Annotated in this window: 16 protein-coding genes and 1 pseudogene; 9 read left to right on the top strand and 8 right to left on the bottom strand. The window is 61.6% G+C overall.

Annotated elements, in window-relative coordinates; translation table 11 throughout:
* The first annotated feature begins 96 nt into the window (after positions 1–96).
* The 9 genes and pseudogenes from serC to HU743_RS12865 form a co-directional block, all read left to right on the top strand.
* Positions 97–1,179, top strand: coding sequence for a 3-phosphoserine/phosphohydroxythreonine transaminase (gene serC, locus HU743_RS12900; RefSeq protein WP_186649014.1), 1,083 nt, complete (start codon positions 97–99; stop codon positions 1,177–1,179).
* 123 nt (positions 1,180–1,302) lie between these two features.
* Positions 1,303–2,556, top strand: coding sequence for a benzoate/H(+) symporter BenE family transporter (locus tag HU743_RS12895; protein WP_186546205.1), 1,254 nt, complete (start codon positions 1,303–1,305; stop codon positions 2,554–2,556).
* Positions 2,556–3,401, top strand: a complete 846-nt coding sequence (locus HU743_RS12890; RefSeq protein WP_186546204.1) for a YggS family pyridoxal phosphate-dependent enzyme — start codon at positions 2,556–2,558, stop codon at positions 3,399–3,401. The genes HU743_RS12895 and HU743_RS12890 overlap by 1 nt, the downstream gene beginning before the upstream one ends.
* A 23-nt stretch (positions 3,402–3,424) precedes the next feature.
* A complete protein-coding gene (locus HU743_RS12885; protein WP_186649013.1) occupies positions 3,425–4,606 on the top strand; it encodes an aspartate aminotransferase family protein in 1,182 nt (393 codons plus the stop codon).
* Positions 4,607–4,631: 25 nt separating this feature from the next.
* The gene (glyA, locus tag HU743_RS12880; RefSeq protein ID WP_186630777.1) at positions 4,632–5,897 is read left to right on the top strand and encodes a serine hydroxymethyltransferase; all 1,266 of its coding nucleotides are present in this window, start codon (positions 4,632–4,634) and stop codon (positions 5,895–5,897) included.
* Between the two features lie 348 nt (positions 5,898–6,245).
* The gene (locus HU743_RS12875; RefSeq protein WP_186618832.1) at positions 6,246–7,172 is read left to right on the top strand and encodes a LysR family transcriptional regulator; all 927 of its coding nucleotides are present in this window, start codon (positions 6,246–6,248) and stop codon (positions 7,170–7,172) included.
* Between the two features lie 103 nt (positions 7,173–7,275).
* Entirely contained in the window at positions 7,276–7,902 is a 627-nt protein-coding gene (locus tag HU743_RS12870) for a glutathione S-transferase (protein WP_186618831.1), read from the top strand.
* A 22-nt stretch (positions 7,903–7,924) separates the two neighbouring features.
* Positions 7,925–8,059, top strand: coding sequence for a hypothetical protein (locus HU743_RS27365; protein WP_264082155.1), 135 nt, complete (start codon positions 7,925–7,927; stop codon positions 8,057–8,059).
* A gap of 16 nt (positions 8,060–8,075) precedes the next feature.
* A pseudogene (locus HU743_RS12865) lies at positions 8,076–8,807 on the top strand (iron-sulfur cluster-binding domain-containing protein); the annotation flags it as partial.
* Positions 8,808–8,938: 131 nt separating this feature from the next.
* On the opposite strand, the gene HU743_RS12860 reads toward HU743_RS12865, so the two are convergent.
* The 8 genes from HU743_RS12860 to HU743_RS12825 are packed head-to-tail and all read right to left on the bottom strand — an operon-like array spanning position 8,939 to position 17,948.
* Positions 8,939–10,069, bottom strand: coding sequence for a glycosyltransferase family 4 protein (locus tag HU743_RS12860; protein ID WP_186649012.1), 1,131 nt, complete (start codon positions 10,067–10,069; stop codon positions 8,939–8,941).
* Complete coding sequence (locus HU743_RS12855; protein WP_186649010.1) at positions 10,070–11,200, bottom strand: glycosyltransferase family 1 protein; 1,131 nt, start codon at positions 11,198–11,200, stop codon at positions 10,070–10,072.
* Positions 11,184–12,560 carry a glycosyltransferase family 1 protein gene (locus HU743_RS12850; protein ID WP_186649008.1) on the bottom strand — a complete coding sequence of 459 codons (1,377 nt, stop codon included), beginning with the start codon at positions 12,558–12,560 and terminating at the stop codon, positions 11,184–11,186. The genes HU743_RS12855 and HU743_RS12850 overlap by 17 nt, the downstream gene beginning before the upstream one ends.
* Positions 12,557–13,822 carry an ABC transporter ATP-binding protein gene (locus tag HU743_RS12845; protein ID WP_186649006.1) on the bottom strand — a complete coding sequence of 422 codons (1,266 nt, stop codon included), beginning with the start codon at positions 13,820–13,822 and terminating at the stop codon, positions 12,557–12,559. The genes HU743_RS12850 and HU743_RS12845 overlap by 4 nt, the downstream gene beginning before the upstream one ends.
* A complete protein-coding gene (locus tag HU743_RS12840) occupies positions 13,822–14,619 on the bottom strand; it encodes an ABC transporter permease (protein ID WP_186546195.1) in 798 nt (265 codons plus the stop codon). The genes HU743_RS12845 and HU743_RS12840 overlap by 1 nt, the downstream gene beginning before the upstream one ends.
* Positions 14,620–16,062, bottom strand: a complete 1,443-nt coding sequence (locus HU743_RS12835) for a mannose-1-phosphate guanylyltransferase/mannose-6-phosphate isomerase (protein WP_186649004.1) — start codon at positions 16,060–16,062, stop codon at positions 14,620–14,622.
* A 3-nt stretch (positions 16,063–16,065) separates the two neighbouring features.
* On the bottom strand, positions 16,066–17,037 hold the full coding sequence (gene gmd / locus HU743_RS12830; protein WP_186649002.1) for a GDP-mannose 4,6-dehydratase: 972 nt from the start codon (positions 17,035–17,037) through the stop codon (positions 16,066–16,068).
* Entirely contained in the window at positions 17,034–17,948 is a 915-nt protein-coding gene (locus tag HU743_RS12825) for a GDP-mannose 4,6-dehydratase (RefSeq protein WP_186649000.1), read from the bottom strand. The genes gmd and HU743_RS12825 overlap by 4 nt, the downstream gene beginning before the upstream one ends.
* Between the last annotated feature and the right edge of the window lie 22 nt (positions 17,949–17,970).

The raw sequence follows: 17,970 nt of genomic DNA, 5'->3' as shown, positions 1-17,970 counted from the left end.
AGGCCAGTTTATCCGTAGACTCTGGCCCTCGCTACTGCACCTTTACCTCGATTGATGACGCGAGGGCGAGCGTTCTCGAACAGGAGTTACTCAACCATGGCTCGGTCACACAACTTCAGTGCAGGCCCCACCGCGGTGCCGTTGGACGTCCTCACTCAGGCGCACGAGGAGTTTTTCGATTTTGCCGGCACCGGCATGTCGGTGATGGAAATCAGCCATCGTTCGCAGGTATTCATGGCGGTGGCCCGTGATGCCGAACGGGACCTGCGCGATATTCTCGGGGTGCCGCCCGCCTACAAAGTGCTGTTCCTGCAAGGCGGCGCCTCGTTGCAGTTCGCACAAGTGCCGATGAACCTGATCGGCGATAAAGGCACGGCGGATTACCTGCACACCGGCCTCTGGTCGGGCAAGGCGATCGAGGCCGCCCGGCGCTACTGCGATGTGCGCGTGGTTGCCAGCGCCCACGCGTCCGGTTTCGACCATGTCCCCCACGCCTCGGACTGGCGCCTTAACGCCGACGCCGCCTACCTGCACTACACCGAGAATGAGACGGTGCACGGCGTGCAGTTCATCGACACGCCCTCGAGCGACGCGCCGCTGGTATGCGATGCCTGTTCAAGCCTGCTGTCCAAGCCGATCGACATCGCCAGGCATGGGCTGGTGTATGCCGCCGCGCAGAAAAACATGGGCGTGGCCGGGTTGACGGTGGTCATCGTGGACCCGGCGTTGCTGGAGCGTTCCCATGCCTTTACCCCGGACATCCTCAACTACGCGCGCATCAGCGACGCGCAGTCGATGCTCAATACCCCTGCGACCTTCCCCTGGTACCTCACAGGCCTGACGCTCAAGTGGATCAAGCGCAGTGGCGGTCTGCAGGCCCTGCATCAGCGCAACCAGGCCAAGGCGCGAATGCTTTACCGCGCCATCGATGAAAGTGACGGGTTTTATCGCAACTCGGTGCAGGCACCCAATCGCTCCATCAATAACGTGCCCTTCCGCTTGGCCGAAGTGACGCTGGAGAAGACCTTTTTGCGGCAAGCGGAGCAGGCCGGCCTCAACGGCCTCAAAGGCCACGTCAGCGTCGGCGGCCTGCGCGCCAGCCTCTACAACGCCGTTTCAGTGACGGCGGTCGAAGCGCTGTGCGATTTCATGAGCGCCTTTGCACGTGAGCACGGCTGAGCCGACCACAAAAAGTGGTCTGGTCTGCTGCGTTAAAGCGTAGGGGTAAAACCCGCCATTCAACCGCTATAAATGACCGCCTACCAGCGGCCGGATGCATCGTCCAGCAAGGAGCCAAGACCTATGTCATCTACTCAATCCCTCTCGTCCCTGCGTCTGCGGGACCTGCTGCACCCGGTGGTTGCCGGGTTGATTTCGGTGATCGTCAATTACGGCGGCACCTTCATCCTGGTGTTTCAGGCCGCCAAGGTCGCAGGGCTCAGCCCCGAGCTGACGGCTTCGTGGGTCTGGTCTGTGTCGATCGGGGTAGGGGTGACCGGGCTGTTCCTCAGTTGGATGAGCCGCGAGCCGATCATCACCGCATGGTCGACCCCGGCGGCGGCATTTTTGATCGTCGCCCTGGCGACCACACCCTACGCCGAAGCCATTGGGGCTTACATGATTTCGGCTGCAGCGTTCGTGCTGCTGGGCGTATCCGGTTACTTTGAAAAAGCCGTCCGCCTGATCCCGCCGGGTGTAGCAGCGGGCTTGTTGGGCGGCATCTTGTTGCAGTTCGGCATCGGTGCGTTTGCCAGCATGAGCGTCGACCCGTTATTGGTCGGGGTGTTGATCGGCGCCTACATTCTGTTCAAGCGTTTAAGTGCGCGCTACGCGGTCGTCGGCATTCTGCTGCTGGGGCTTGGCTTTCTGCTGATGCAGGCACGCGTGGATTTCACGGGGCTGGCGCTGGAGTTTGCGACACCGGTGTTCACCCGCCCGGAGTTCTCGATCAATGCGTTGTTGAGCGTGGCGTTGCCGCTGTTTCTGATCACCCTTACCGGGCAGTACATGCCGGGCATGCTGGTGCTGCGCAGTGACGGCTTCAACACCAGTGCCAACCCGATCCTCAGCGTGACCGGGCTGGGTTCTCTGCTGATGGCGCCGTTCGGTTCTCATGCCTTCAACATCGCGGCCATTACCGCCGCTATCTGCACGGGCAAGGAAGCGTCGGAAGACCCGTCCCAACGCTGGATCGCAGGCGTGGCCGCGGGCATCTTCTACATTCTGGTGGGGATCTTCGGCGTAACCCTGGCGGCGGTGTTCATGGCCTTCCCGGCGACCTTCATCACCACCCTGGCCGGGCTGGCTCTGCTGGGCACACTCGGCGCGAGCCTGGCCAATGCCATGGCGGACGTGAAATCGAGGGAAGCGTCGCTGATCACGTTCCTGGCCTGCGCGGCCAATATCACCTTGCTGGGCATCGGTGGCGCGTTCTGGGGTCTGGTCATCGGCCTGGCCGCCTATGTCGTACTCAATGGGCAGTTGCCGCGTCGTGAAAAGACTGCAGGCCCACAGGCCGAACCGGTTGCAGTGTCTACCAAGGGAGCAGCCAACTGATGCCTGATCAAACCGAAGACCTCAACATCCTGCATGCGCGCCATGGTCGTTACCCACAGGCCGACAGTGTCGAAGACTTTCGCCGCAACCTGGCCGCCGTGCAGCAACGCATTGTCCAAGCGTGCCATCGGGTAGGGCGGGATCCGGCCGGTGTGCGCTTGCTGCCGGTCAGTAAAACCTTTGATGAAGCTCATCTGCGTCTGGCCTATGCCGCCGGTTGCCGCCTGTTGGGCGAGAACAAGGTGCAGGAAGCACAGCGCAAGTGGGAAGCCATGACCGACCTGCAAGACTTGCAATGGTCGGTGATCGGCCACTTGCAGACCAACAAGGCCAAGCAGGTCGCGCGCTTCGCCAGTGAATTCCAGGCCCTGGACAGCCTGCGGGTGGCCGAGGCGCTGGACCGTCGCCTGCGCATTCTGGATCGGCAGATGGACGTGTTCGTTCAGGTCAATACCTCCGGCGAAGCCAGCAAGTACGGGCTGGCGCCCGATGACGTGGCGGCTTTCCTTGAGGCAATGCCAGCGTTCCCGACGCTGCGGGTTCGCGGGTTGATGACGCTGGCGCTGTTCTCGGCCGACGCGCTGCGGGTACGCCCTTGCTTCGTCCGGCTGCGTGAATTGCGCGACCGGTTGCGTCATTGCGCCCCTGACGGGGTGTCGCTGCAAGAGTTGTCGATGGGCATGTCGGGTGATTTTGAAGTCGCCATTGAAGAGGGCTCGACCGTGGTGCGCGTCGGGCAGGCGATCTTCGGTGCCCGAGCCATGCCGGATGCGTATTACTGGCCGACCGCTGATGCCCGCCCTCCCATTGAAGACACGTTGTTATCGATCACACCCAGCCGTTGATCCCCCTCTACAGGAGGCCCGCAATGTCCGCTGTACCCGCTTACCTCATGCACACCTCAGCCCGACAACCGGTTTCGTTCAGCCGAGGCCAGGGCGCCTCGTTGTGGGACACCGAGGGTGTTGAATACCTGGATGCCATCGCCGGCGTGGCGGTGACGAGCCTGGGGCATGCCAACCCCGAAATTGCCGCGGCCATCGCCGAACAGGCCTCGGTGTTACTGCACACGACCAACATGTTTCGCATCCCATGGCAGGAGCAATTGGGCGAACGACTGTGCCTGTTATCGGGCATGCAACGGGCGTTTTTCTGCAACTCCGGAGCGGAGGCCAACGAGGCGGCGCTCAAACTGGCCCGCCTGCATGCCAACGCGCGGCAGGTGGCCCAGCCGCAGGTATTGGTGATGGAAAACAGTTTTCACGGGCGAACCCTGGCCACTCTCGCCGCCACCGGCAACCCCGCCGTGCATCGCGGCTTCGAGCCCCTGACGCCGGGCTTTGTGCGGGTGCCTTTCGACAACATCGAGGCGATTCGCCAGATCGCGGCGCAGTCTCCCGATATCGTCGCGGTGCTCGTCGAGCCGGTGCAGGGTGAGGGGGGCGTGCACGCCGCCTCTGCCGGCTACCTGCAGGCCCTGCGCCAAGTGTGTGATGAACACGACTGGCTGATGATGATCGATGAAGTGCAGACCGGGCTGGGCCGCACCGGTACCTGGTTTGGCTTTGAGCATGCGGACATCAAGCCGGACGTCATTACCCTGGCCAAAGCGCTGGGCAACGGTTTCCCCATCGGCGCATGCCTGGCGCGGGGCAAGGCCGCCCAGCTGTTTTCCCCCGGCCACCATGCGTCCACGTTCGGCGGTAACCCGCTGGCGTGCCGCGTGGGCTGCACAGTGCTGGACATCATGCAGCGCGATCACATCCCGCAACGCGCCGCAGCCTCGGGCCGCCGCTTGTTGGCGGCCTTGAAGCTCGCGCTGGGCAACCATCCTCAGGTGGTGTCCATTCGCGGCATCGGCTTGATGATCGGCATTGAACTCAATGGCCCGTGCGCCGAACTGGTCGGCCGGGCCCGTGAAGAACAACGTCTGCTGATCACCGTCACACGCGGCAACACCGTGCGCCTGTTGCCGCCGCTGATCTGCGATGACGCACAGATCGACGACATCGCCGCGCGCATCACCCGCCTGCTGTCACCCGCCGCTTGAATTCTTGACCAAGGACACTTTGCCCATGTACGACTCGACGCTGACCCTCCACGCTTTCGATCCTGAGCTGTATGAATCGATTCACAACGAAGAGCATCGCCAGGAAGACCATATCGAGCTGATCGCCTCGGAAAACTATGCCAGCCCGCTGGTCATGAAAACCCAGAGCACGGTGCTCACCAACAAGTACGCCGAAGGCTACCCCGGCAAGCGCTATTACAGCGGTTGCGAGTACGTCGATGTAGCCGAGCGGCTGGCCATCAAGCGGGTCAAGGCCCTGTTCGACTGCGACTACGCCAACGTACAACCCCATGCGGGCGCCCAGGCCAACGCGGCGGTCTTCCTGGCGCTGATCAACCCCGGTGATACGGTGATGGGTATGAACCTGGCCCAGGGCGGTCACTTGACCCACGGCAACCCGGCCAATTTTTCGGGGCGTCACTACACCATCGTGCCTTACGGACTGGACCCGAAAACCGGCTTTCTCGACTATGACGAGATGGAGCGAATCGCACTGCAGACACGCCCAAAAATGCTGATCGGTGGTTTTTCTGCGTATTCGCGGTACAAGGACTGGGCACGCATGCGCAGCATTGCCGACAAGGTCGGGGCTATTTTCTGGGTCGATATGGCCCACGTCGCCGGGCTGGTCGCCGCGGGCGAATACCCAGACCCGCTGCCCCATGCGCATGTGGTCACCAGCACCACACACAAAACCCTGCGTGGGCCACGCGGCGGTTTGATTTTGTCCAAGGGACAGGATGAAGCTTTCTACAAAAAGCTTGATTCCGCTGTGTTTCCCGGCGTTCAGGGCGGGCCGCTGATGCACCAGATCGCAGCCAAGGCCGTGGCGTTCAAGGAAGCGCTTGCGCCTGAGTTCAGCATCTATCAGACCCAAGTGGTCATCAACGCCCGGGCCATGGCCGGGGTGTTGCAGAAGCGCGGGTACAAGATCGTCTCGGGCGGCACCGACAACCACATGATGCTGATCGACCTGTCCGACAAGCCCTACACCGGCAAGGAGGCAGACGCGGCCCTGAGCAATGCCTATATCACCGCCAACAAAAACTCGGTACCGAATGACCCGCGCTCACCGTTTGTGACATCCGGCCTTCGTATCGGTACCCCGGCGGTGACCACCCGCGGGTTTGGCGTGGAAGCCTGCGAGCAAGTGGCCGGCTGGTTATGCGACATACTGGACGCCCTGGAAAACGGAAGCAGTGACAAGGTCGGGCACCACGTGCGCGAACAGGTTGTCGCGCTGTGCCGTCGTTTTCCGGTCTATCGCTGAGTCTGGCCCGGCCATTGCCTGATCGGGTGGTGGCCTGGTATTAACTGTTTTATCAGGCGATCCCTTTGGCCACGCCCACGCACCATTGACCTGGCAATTGCCCACAATCCTCTAAAGCCGCATCCAGATGCCAGGACAACAGGCGCTTGCGACTCTGATAAATTGATCATTGTGATCAATTCGCTTTACGCCCAATGTACCGGGACGGCAATGTTGATGTTTCACTGCTCGCATGACTGGCTGTCAGGGCGGCATCAAGCCCAGTGCGACAGTTCTGATTCACAAAATTCAACACTCCAACAATCGCAGCTTCGGCTGCGATTGTTGTGTCCGACCCGGGGGAATTTCATGGACCGCTTCCAGGAAATGCACATCTTCATCACCATCGCTCAAGAGCAGGGTTTCTCTGCCGCTGCGCGGCGGCTGGGGTTGTCGGCGGCGAGTGTGACGCGGGCGGTGGCGGCGCTGGAGCTGCGGATCGGTACGCAGTTGTTGGTGCGGACCACGCGCAGCGTGCATCTGACCGAAGCCGGTCAGCGTTATCTGGACGACTGTCGGCGGATTCTGCTGGAAGTGCAGGAAGCTGAGAATTCGGCGGCGGGCAGCCATGCGCAGCCGCGCGGGCAATTGACGGTGACGGCGCCGGTGTTGTTTGGCGAGCTGTTCGTGACGCCGCTGATGGCGGCGTATCTGACGCAGTATCCGGACGTTTCGATCAATGCGCTGTTGCTCGATCGGGTGGTGAGCATGGTCGAGGAGGGCATTGATGTGGCGGTGCGCATCGGTGAACTGCCGGACAGCAGTCAGCATGCGATTCGCGTCGGCGAGGTGCGGCGCGTGGTGTGTGGTTCGCCGCTATACCTGGCGCAACATGGTCGGCCGCAACATCCGCAGGCGCTGTCCGCAATGCCGGTGGTGGCGACTTCTGCTGCCTGGCAGCCACGCAACTGGCCGTTTCTGGAACACGGCGAACCGTTGCTCGTGCGCCCTGAGCCACGGCTGGTGGTAACTGCTAACCAGGCGGCTATCACGGCGGCCTGTCTCGGCCTGGGGTTGACGCGGGTGCTGTCGTATCAAGTGGCAAGCAAGGTGGCGGCCGGCGAACTGGAGATCGTCCTCGCCGAGTTCGAGCTGCCGGCATTGCCCATTCATGTTGTCTATCAGGGCGGACGCAAGGCTGCAGCACGGGTGCGCAGTTTCGTCGACTTCACCGTGCAGGCCTTGCGCGAGCACCCGGCCCTGCAGAACGCAGCGTTATTACACCCAGTGAAATAATCGATTGCGGTTGCTGGTTATTCTGTTGTTTTGAACAAACGTGGAAGATTGCTGCCATCGGTGACGTCAACTCGGACGCCACCCTCACCCAGCGGAGTCGACCATGCAAGCGATCAAACTCTACAACTTCCCGCGTTCCGGCCATGCCCACCGCGTCGAGCTGATGTTGTCCCTGTTGCAGTTGCCGACCGAGCTGATTTTCGTCGATCTGGCGAAAGGCGAGCACAAGCAGCCTGCCTATCTGGCGATCAACAGTTTTGGCCAGGTGCCGGCCATCGATGACGGCGGCGTGGTGCTCGCCGACTCCAACGCGATTCTGGTGTACCTGGCGCAAAAATACGGCAACGGGCGTTGGTTGCCGGCCGACCCTGTCGGTGCGGCGCGGGTGCAGCGCTGGTTGTCCGCCGCGGCCGGCCCGATTGCCTTTGGCCCCGCGGCCGCGCGTTTGGTGACAGTGTTTGGTGCCCAGTTGAACGCTGAAGAAGCGATCGCCCGTGCGCACAATCTGCTCAAGGTAATGGATGTCGAGTTGGGCAAAACTGCGTTCCTGGCCGGCGCCGAACCGAGCATTGCCGACGTTTCCGCCTACAGCTATATCGCCCACGCGCCGGAGGGCAATGTCTCGCTGGACGACTATGGCAACGTTCGCGCCTGGCTGGCCCGGGTCGAAGCCTTGCCCGGTTTCGTCGGCATGCCGCGCACGATCGCCGGTCTGCAAACTTCAGCCTGACAGGCGCAGGGGGGGAATCGTGATGGAACGTTCACCTTGGCACGCCGGCGAGCAGCAGTTGCAGTCCCATGCAGGAGTGGCTGAACGCATGGAAGCGTTCGGACGCAAAGTCATTCGCAGCTGGATGCCGGATCAGCACCGCGAATTCTACCGGTAATTGCCATTCATGCTGCTCGGGTGTCGGCATCACGCCGTTGCTGTCGATGTTGCGCGAGGTGGTTTATCAAGGGCTGCGCACGCGCGGGATCCGCCCGACATTGTTGCTGCAAAGTTCGCGCAGCCTCGCCGATCAGCCGTTTCGTCAGGAACTGGACCGCTTGCTCGAGCGCTCCGGTGAGGCCGTGCGGGTCCTGCGCTTGCTCAGCCAACCGGAGGCCGATGCGCACGAGGGCGAAGATTTCGATCTGACTGGGCGTATCGATGGCCCCGTGTTGCGTAATCTGCTCGACGTCGACGATTTCGACCAGATCGACTTCGTGCTCTGTGGTCCCGGCGGTTTCACTCAGGGGCTGTACGACAGCCTGCGTGAACTGGATGTGCGGGACGCACATATTCATGCGGAAACCTTCGGCCCGTCGACCTTGAAACGCCAAGCGGATGCGGATGCGATCGTCATCGAACAACCGCCAGCAGCGACCACTTCGGTGCCGGTGGTGTTCGAGCGCTCGGCGAAAGAGGCGCGTTGGCAGCCAGAGGGCGGCAGCCTGTTGGAACTGGCGGAAAGCCGCGGATTGCGCCCGGAATTCAGTTGCCGCGGCGGTTCGTGTGGCACCTGCAAGACCCGCCTGGTCAGTGGTGCGGTAAATTATCCACAGGTGCCGGCGGAGATTCCCGAAGCGGGGCATGTGCTTATTTGCTGTGCGGTGCCGGCGCAGAGTGCACAGCCGCTGGTGCTGGATCTCTAAAGCGCACCCATCGGAACCTTGTGGGAGTGAGCCCGCTCGCGAATGCGGACTGCCAGTAAAGACTTCAGCGGTTGACTTGACGCTTTCGCGAGCAGGCTCGCTCCCACAGGGTGAATGTGTTTCGAACTGAATCAAGCGTAGGACAGGGCCTTTTCTTCCAGCAGTTCCTGATACAGCGCTGTCCACTTGCGACCCATGTCATCGGCGGTGAATAGCTGCCGGTATCGCGCCTCGGCCTTGAGACCCATGGCCGCGGCACGATCCGGGTTGTCCCAGAGCGTGCGCATCGCCTCGCGAAATGCCTGTGGATGACTGGGTGGCACCACCAGTCCGGTTTCGTTGTGGATATTGATGTAGCTGGTGCCGGTGCCGATCTCGCTGGAGATCATCGGTTTGCCGTACATCGCCCCTTCCAGCAGCGAAATACCAAACGCTTCCGAGCGCAGATGAGACGGGAAGACGATGGCGTAGCTCAATTGCAGCAGCGCCACCTTGTCCTCATCACCCAGGCGTCCGAGAAAGTGAACGTTGCGCAGGCCCAATGCCTGCGCCTGGGCATGCAGTTCCAGCTCCAGCGGACCGGCGCCGACAATCACCACCGGATAGTCGACGTCTTTCATGGCGTCGAGCAGGATGTGCAAGCCTTTGTAATAACGCATCACGCCGACGAACAGAAAAAACTTATCCCCAAGCTGCTGGCGCCAGCGATTCATGCGCTCGCTGTCAGCCTGTGGATAACCGGCCTTGTTCAAGCCGTAGGGGATGACCCGGGTCTTGTCTTGAAATTGCTGCAGCACATCGCTGGTGTGCAGGTAGTTCGGCGAGGCCGCGACGATGCGATCGGCGCTGGCGAGAAAGCGGTTCATCAGCGGTCGGTAGAGTTTGAGCAGGTGTTTCTGGCGGATGATGTCCGAGTGGTAGGTGACCACGCTCGGTTTGTTCAGGGCACTGGCGAAATGCACCAGGTCCATGAACGGCCACGGGAAGTGGTAATTGACCACGTCGGCTTCAGCGGCCAATTCGCGAAACTGTTTGAACACGCTCCAGGAAAAACCGGTGGAGGCGAACTGAATATCCAGGCGCGCCCGGTGGACTTCATGCTGACCCAATTGCACCACCGCCGGCGTCGGATCGGCGCTGAGCGTCAGGACCTGGCCGTCAATGCCATGCTGGGCACCGCTCTCGCAGAGCTGGAAGATGACTTGCTCGATGCCACCGACCGAGTCCGGCAGGTACGTCTTGAAAAAATGAAGAACTCGCATTCAACCTCCCATGGCCTGGCGGTACGCACCGGCCGTGGCCTGTGCACAACGTTCCCAGGAAAACAGCCGTGCCTGCTGCAATCCGGCGTGTCGGCATGCCTGCCAATGCGCGTGATCGTCGATCAGCCGGCTCAGCGCATCACGCAAGCCTTCTGCATCGTCAGCTTCAATGTAGTTGCCCGCCGGACCCGCGACTTCGGGCATGGCCGAAGCGTCAGTGAGCACCACCGGTGTACCGCTGGCCATGGCCTCCAGTACCGGCAAACCAAATCCCTCATACCGCGACGGAAAAATCAGCGCCCTGGCGCCGGCCAGCAATTGCGCTACCTGTTCATCGGGCAAATAACCGAGCAGGCACACATGTCCGCTGGCCAGCGCCTGACGCAAGGGCTCGTTGAACTGCTCGCGTTGCCACCCGGCCATGCCCACGATCAGCAGCGGAAAGCGCTGGCGCACGGCTTCGGGTAACAGCGCGTGAGCGCGCAAGGCCAGGCCGAGGTTTTTGCGCGGCTCCAGCGTGCCCACACAGAGGAAATATTCGCGCGCCGTCACCGCATGGGCCTTGAGCACCGCATCAATGGCGCTCGCTTCGCGCGGATGAAAGCGTTCGGCGACCCCCAGCGGCGCCACCACAAAACGTTCGGCAGGCAGGGCGAAATAGTCTTGGGCTTCGTCGGCAATGGCTTGCGAGTCGGTGAGAATCACTTGTGCCTGCTGCACACCCAGAGCCAGTCGCCGCTCGATCTCCTTGAGCCGTGCCGGTGGCTGGGTCTGCGGGAAATGCAGATGAGTCAGGTCATGCAGGGTAATCACCGTCGGGCCGTCGAAGGCCAGCGGCCACAGGCTCGGCTCGTGATAAAGGTCGATGCCTTGCGCGCGGCCCTGATCGAAGCGTCGCTGTTCCAGCCAGCGGCGCGCCTGATACGCCCCGGGAATTTGCCGCAGCAATGGTGTCAGCCGCGAGTAGCCGGGCATGGCCGCTTGCGGCAGCGCCGAGCTCCAGCCCCAGCCATGGAACAGCGTCACCTCAACGTCGGGCTCGTTGCGCAAGGCGTTGACCAGTTCAGCCACGTAATGGCCGATGCCGGTGCGCGGCGCCTGCAGAATCCGCGCGTTAAGAGCAATGCGCATGCTGACCTTCAAGCGCTGGCAGGGCAGGGTTGAGGTGACGTTCGATACGCTCGACCAATTGTCCGCTTGCCTCGCGCCAGCTCAGCCAGCGCCAGTGTTCCAGGCTCAATGGCGCCGGGAAGACTCGGGTGCGCTCCATGTCGATCAGCAGATCGGTCAGGCTCTGCGGGTCGGCGAGGTTGAAATAGGCCATGTAATCGCCACCGATTTCGCGAAACACCGGAATATCGCTACCCATCGCCGGCAAGCCGCGTTGCATGGCTTCTACCAGCGGCAGGCCGAAGCCTTCGACGTGGGACGGGAACACCAGTGCCGTAGCGTGGGAGTAGGCGTGCTCCAGGCTTTTGTCCGAGAGTTCGTTAAACATGAACAAGCGTCGGTTCAATTCGGGGTGCTGGCGGATGCGCTCGATCAGCGCCTCGCATTTCCAGCCGATCTTGCCGACGATGCATAACCTGGCGTTGCCGCCCGCAGCCCAGGCACGTTCGAACGCATCGAGCAGATAAGCATGGTTTTTGCGCGGTTCGATGGTGCTGACCATGAGAAACACCGGCTGCGGTTTTTCAAACATCTTCAGCAAGTTCCGGTCGACCGCAACATCGGCTGCACTCAAATCCAGTTCCGAGCCCAGGTGGAAATAATCGAACCAGCGGTGTGCCACCTGTTGTGCGCCGATCCTGCGCAGCATTTCCTCGCGAACCTGATCGCGAATGGTGGTCGAGATCGCCACATAGCCGTCGGCGGTGCGGGCGATCCAGTCGAACCAGTCGTTGAAGACCTTGACCAGTCCGGCGTCGCAAAACTGTGGGTGAGTCAATGGAATCAGGTCATAAATGACCGACACGATGCCCACGCCGTCACGTTTGAGTTGTTCGGCCAACGGGAAAAAATTCGCGTGCCAGGACGAGTCGAGCAGCACCAGTTGATCGCCGGCCCGGTGCGCCAGTGGCACGCAGCGTTGCGGAATCTGCTGGCCCCTGAGCACCTGATCGAGCAAACGCATCGGCACACTGAAACAGGCGAGTGCCGTGAGCCGGCAGCCGACGTAAAGCACCCGGCGGGCAAAGTGGGACTGACTGAAGGGATGTCGCCGTTCCACGGCGCGATGGCGTAGCCAGAAGCCGTTTCTCCATTGCTCCAGCTTCACCCGCAGGCCGGTCAAATCGAGTTTCAACGACTTCAACGGCGCCAGGCTTTTCACCTCATAGAGGGCGCCGTCGATCATCACCACAGGAATACATTGGGTTTTTTCGTCAGGCGGCGGCAGCTGCTGAATGACGTTACGCACCACCCGCTGAATGCCCGAGTTGGCGGTGGGGTGTTCGAAGACGTAAGTGCATTCCACCAACAATCGCGTCATCGCAGCATCTCCGTATCCGGCGCTTGTTCAAGGTGGTCACTGCTTCGGCTGATGGCGGTCTGCGCCTGGAGCCACGAGCAGCCGACAAAATCTTCCTGGCGGTTGTTGATCACGTGGAAGACCAGCCCGTAGTCGCGCCATTCGTAATTGCGATCCAGGTGCGAGTCCAGGCGCGAGAGGCTCAGGGCCACCGAATAATTGCCCTTGCCCAGGCGCATGTCGAAGTCGAAACGGAAGGTCACGCGCTCGCCAGCGGTCAGGTCGGTGACGGCCTTGTCCAGACGGTGGGTGTTGATCCCATAGATCGCCTGGCCCAGGCGATCCTTGATCATGAAGCCCAGCACCAGGCGCTCGATGTCCTGACGGACTTCGGTCTGGACTTCCAGCACCACGGGCTGGCCGACCTCGGCCACTTCCAGGCTGCGGCCCTGCGCATCGAGCAAGCGCACACTGACGATGCCAGCTTCTCCCGTGCCGGAAATGGTTTGCACCTGTCCGTTGGCGAGCATTTCCTGGCGCACGGTCTGGCCTTCGCGCTGGGCGAGCATGGCGTTGTAGTAGTCCATGACTTCTTCCGGCTTGCCGCGCATGGCCAGACGACCGTTTTCCAGGAGGATCGCCGTGTCGCAGATCGACTGAATGGCGGAACGGTCATGGGAGACGATCAACAGGGTCGTGCCGGCCTTGCGAAAGCTGCGGATGCGGTCGAAGCTTTTGTGTTGAAAATAGGCATCGCCCACCGACAACGCCTCGTCGACGATCAGGATGTCCGGACGTCGCGCGGTCGCGACGCTGAACGCCAGGCGCATCTGCATCCCGCTGGAATAGGTGCGTACGGGGTGATCGATGGCCTCGCCGATTTCGGCAAAGTGCTCGATCTGCGGCATCAACGCTTCGATCTCTTCAACCTGCATGCCCAGCAACTGCCCGGCCATGAACGCGTTCTGGCGCCCGGTGAAGTCTGGGTGAAAGCCCATGCCCAGTTCGAGCAAGGCGGCCACGCGGCCTTGCAGTTGAATCTGTCCACGGGTCGGTTGCGTGGTACCGGTGATCATTTTCAGCAGGGTGCTTTTACCCGCGCCGTTGACACCGACGATGCCCACGGCTTCACCAGGTTTGATCTCGAAATCGACGTCTTGCAGGATCCAGTGCAAGTGATGGCGGGGCCGGGAGAACGGCACCAGCCACTCCAGCAGGCGGCTCCAGCGATTGGGGTATTGCTTGTAGGCCTTGGCCAGGCCAGTGACGCGTATATGTCCCATCAGAGTTCGTCCACCATTTCACCGACACGCTGACGAAACAGGCGCAGGGCCATGGCACAGCACAGCAGGCCGAGGATCAGCAGCGGCAACAGGGAATGCCAGTCGGGCCATTGGTTGTAGAGGAAAACGTTCTGGTAGCTGGTCATCAGCGCCGTCATCGGGTTCAGCCCGATAAGGTGCTGGATGCCGGGGGGGAGAATCGACAGCGGATAAACGATCGGTGTCAGCCAGAACCAGAATTGCAGGCAGATGCCGAACATCTGCCCGACATCACGAAAGAACACGTTGAGGACGCCGAGCAACATGCCCAGTCCGGCGGCAAACAGTACTTGCAACATCAGCAACGGTATCAGCGCCAGCAACGCCATGCCGGGCAGGCGCCCGCTGATCAACAGGAAACCGAAAAACAGGCCCAGGATGATCGCGAAGTTGACCCCGGCATTGAGCAGCGTAATGACCGGCAGGCAAATGCGCGGGAAGCTGATTTTCTTCAACAGGTTGGCATTTTCCAGAAACATGCTCTGGCTGCGCGTGGTGATCTCGGCGAACAGGCCCCAGGTCAACAGGCCTGCGCACAGGTACACGCTGTAGGCCAGGCCATCCTCTACGCCGGGCAGGCGGGCGCGCATGATCTGCGAAAAAATCACCGTGTACACCACGATCATCGATAACGGATTGAGTACCGTCCACAGCGCACCGAACAGCGAATTGCGATAGCGCGTCTGGAATTCTCGCTTGACGCTGCCGAAGATGAATCCGCGGTAGCTGCGCAGCGAGCGGTATAGGGAAAGCAGCATTCAGACCGTCCTGCCGTACTGATCTTCGAAGCGGACGATATCGTCCTCTCCCAGGTATTCGCCGCTCTGCACTTCGATGATCACCAGATCGATCACGCCGGGGTTTTCCAGACGATGCTTGTGACCGGCGGCGATGAAGGTCGATTCGTTCTTGGCGACCAGCGTCGTGCCGGAGCCGTTGTTAGTGACCTTGGCCATGCCTTCGACGACGACCCAATGTTCATTGCGATGGTGGTGCATCTGCAGCGACAGCTTGCCGCCGGGCTTGACCACGATGCGCTTGATCTTGAAGCGCGGACCTTCCTCAAGCACGGTGTAGGTGCCCCACGGGCGGCTGACTGTGCGATGCAGGCGATAGGCCTCGTGGGATTTGTCCTTGAGTTGCCTGGCGACGCGGCGCACGTCCTGCGCGCGGTCGGCATGCGCTACCAGCACCGCATCGGCGGTGTCGACGATGATCAGGTTGTCCACACCGACGGTGGCCACCAGGCGCCCGTCGCTCTGGACGAAATTGTTATGACTGTCGATGAAAATCGCTTCGCCGTTGGCGCGATTGTTGTCGGCATCGGCCGGTATCAGTGCCGCGACGGCGCCCCACGAACCGATATCGCTCCAGTCGAAACCGGCGGGCACCACGACGACTTTGTCTGAGCGTTCCATCAACGCGTAGTCGATGGAAATATCAGTGATTTCAGCGAACAGCGCCGGCGCCAGTTCCTGTTGCAGACAACCGGCGTTTTCCACCGGAGCGCTGGCGGCCATGCATGCTCGGGTCTGCTCCAGCAGCGCTGGCGCATGCACTTGCAGCTCGGCAATCAGCGTCGCGGTGGTAAAGCAGAACATGCCTGAGTTCCACAGAAAGTCGCCGCTTTCCAGGTAGTGCGTGGCGGTTTGCAGGTCGGGCTTCTCTACGAAGCGCTGGACCTTCGCCGCACCTTTGGCGTCCAGTGGCGCGCCGGTCTCGATGTAGCCGAAGCCGGTTTCCGGTGCGGTCGGGATCACGCCGAAGGTCACCAGATAACCGTCCTTGGCCAGATTCGCGGCATGCTCGACGGCGCTTTTCAGCGCGTCCTGATTGACGATCAGATGGTCGGCGGGCATCACCACCATAATCGCGTCGTCACCGTGCAAGGCTTGCAATGAGAGCGCTGCCGCGGCGATGGCGGGGGCTGTGTTGCGCCCGCTCGGCTCCAGCAGGAAGTGGCCGCGATGGCGTGATACCTGAGCCGCGCAATAGTGATCCTTGCTCTGGAAGTAGTACTCGCGGTTGGTCACCGTGACAATGTCGCCCCAGCCGTCGAGCAGCGCGGCGGCCCGCTGGTAGGTCTTGCCCAGCAGCGACTGGCCGTCGGGCAGAATCATGAACGGCTTGGGATGGCCCTCGCGGGACACCGGCCATAAACGGGTGCCGGCACCGCCGGACAGAATCACGGGAATCAGCATGGCCTACTCCTTGGCAACGCGTTGCATGTCCGCATCCATCATCATGCGGATCAAGGTGTCCAGGTCGGTTTTCGGCTTCCAGCCCAGCACGCGCTGGGCCTTGGCCGGGTTGCCGAGCAGCACTTCGACTTCCGCCGGCCGGAAGAACGCCGGGTCGATCTTGACGTAGTCGCGGTAATCGAGGCCGACGTGATCGAAAGCGATGCGGCACATCTCGCGTACCGTGGTGGTGACGCCGGTGGCGACCACATAATCGTCAGGCTTGTCCTGTTGCAGCATCAGCCACATGGCTTCGACGTAATCGCCGGCAAAACCCCAGTCGCGTTTTGCGTCGATGTTGCCCAGGGCCAGCGCCTGCTGTTTGCCCTGCTTGATGCGTGCGGCGGCATCGGTGACTTTGCGGGTAACGAATTCGATGCCGCGCAGTGGCGATTCATGGTTGAAGAGGATGCCGCTGCTGGCGTGCAGGTTGAAGCTTTCGCGGTAGTTGACGGTGATCCAGTGACCATACAACTTGGCCACGCCGTAAGGGCTGCGCGGGTAGAACGGGGTGTTCTCGTCCTGCTGCTCAGCCTGGATCAGGCCGAACATTTCGCTGGTCGAAGCCTGATAAAAGCGTGTGTGCGGGCTGAACTGGCGAATCGCTTCGAGCAAGTGGGTGACGCCCAAACCATCGACGATGCCGGTGGTCACCGGTTGATCCCAGGATGCGGCGACAAAACTCTGCGCGGCGAGGTTATAGACCTCGTCCGGCGCCGACTTGATGACCGCACGCTGGACCGAGCAGGCATCGGCCATGTCGCCGTCCAGATAGACGATGTCGGCTTCGACCCCCATCTCGCGCAGGCGCCAGCGCGAATCACTGCTGCGTCGTGCCACCAGGCCGTGGACCTTGTAGCCCTTGTCCAGCAGCAGTTTGGCCAGATACGCGCCGTCCTGACCGGTGATCCCTGTGATCAATGCACTTTTTGTCATTCTTGTCGTACTCGCGTCTCCCAGTCGGACAGAATCGCCCGCAGGGATTGTTGTGTGGTGATGGCCGGCGACCATCCGGTGGTTTTCGCCAGTCTGGCGTGGCTGCCGCAAACGCGGCGCTGCTCGGCACGGCGCATGCGCGCCGGGTCCTGAACCAGTTGCACTTCGACTCCGGCCAGATCAGCCAATTGCTCGATCAGGCTGCGGATGCTTTGCTCACGGCCCGAGCAGATGTTGTAGACCTGCCCCGGCGTGGCGTTTTCCAAGAGTGCGAGGTAGGCCGAAACCACGTCGCTGACATCAAGAAAATCGCGGGTCACGTCGATATCGCCGACTTCCAGTTGTGGCGCCTGCAGACCCTGTTTGATGCGGCAGATCTGCCGGGCGGCACTGGCGATGACGAAGCTGTCCTTCTGCGCGGTGCCGATGTGGTTGAACGGCCGCGCGACCAACACCGGCCAGGCTTCGCTCAGGCCCCATTGCAGCGTGAGAAATTCCGCTGCGAGTTTGCTCACCGCATAGGGATTGCGCGGCAGGGGCGCTTGTTGCTCGGTGATCGGCAGGGCGCTGGTTTCGACCTGACCGTAAACATCGCCCGAGCTGACATACAGGAAGGTGCCGCAAAAGCCGCGTGCCTTGAGCGCCTGTAACAGATTGAGGGTACCGAACAGATTGATGTCGAGGGTGCGGGCCGGGTCGCGAAAGGCTTCCGGCACGAATGTCTGGCCGGCCAGATGTATGACCGCGTCCGGCATCTGCGGCCATAGCCCGGTGAGGCTATCGGTGTCCGTCAGGTCGTAAGGGGTGGCGGCAGGCAGCAGCTCCCACGACGAGTCGGGCAAGGCCAGACGTGATTGAAGATGTTGCCCCACGAAGCCACTGAGGCCCGTGACGAACAGACGCTTTTTCAAACAGCGACCCCTTGGTCTTTGA

It is taken from the genome of Pseudomonas sp. SWRI99, from assembly GCF_014270125.1.
Classification (GTDB): domain Bacteria; phylum Pseudomonadota; class Gammaproteobacteria; order Pseudomonadales; family Pseudomonadaceae; genus Aquipseudomonas; species Aquipseudomonas hamedanensis.
Note: the sequence above shows the minus strand (reverse complement) of the source record. Positions and strands in the feature narration are given on the sequence as shown.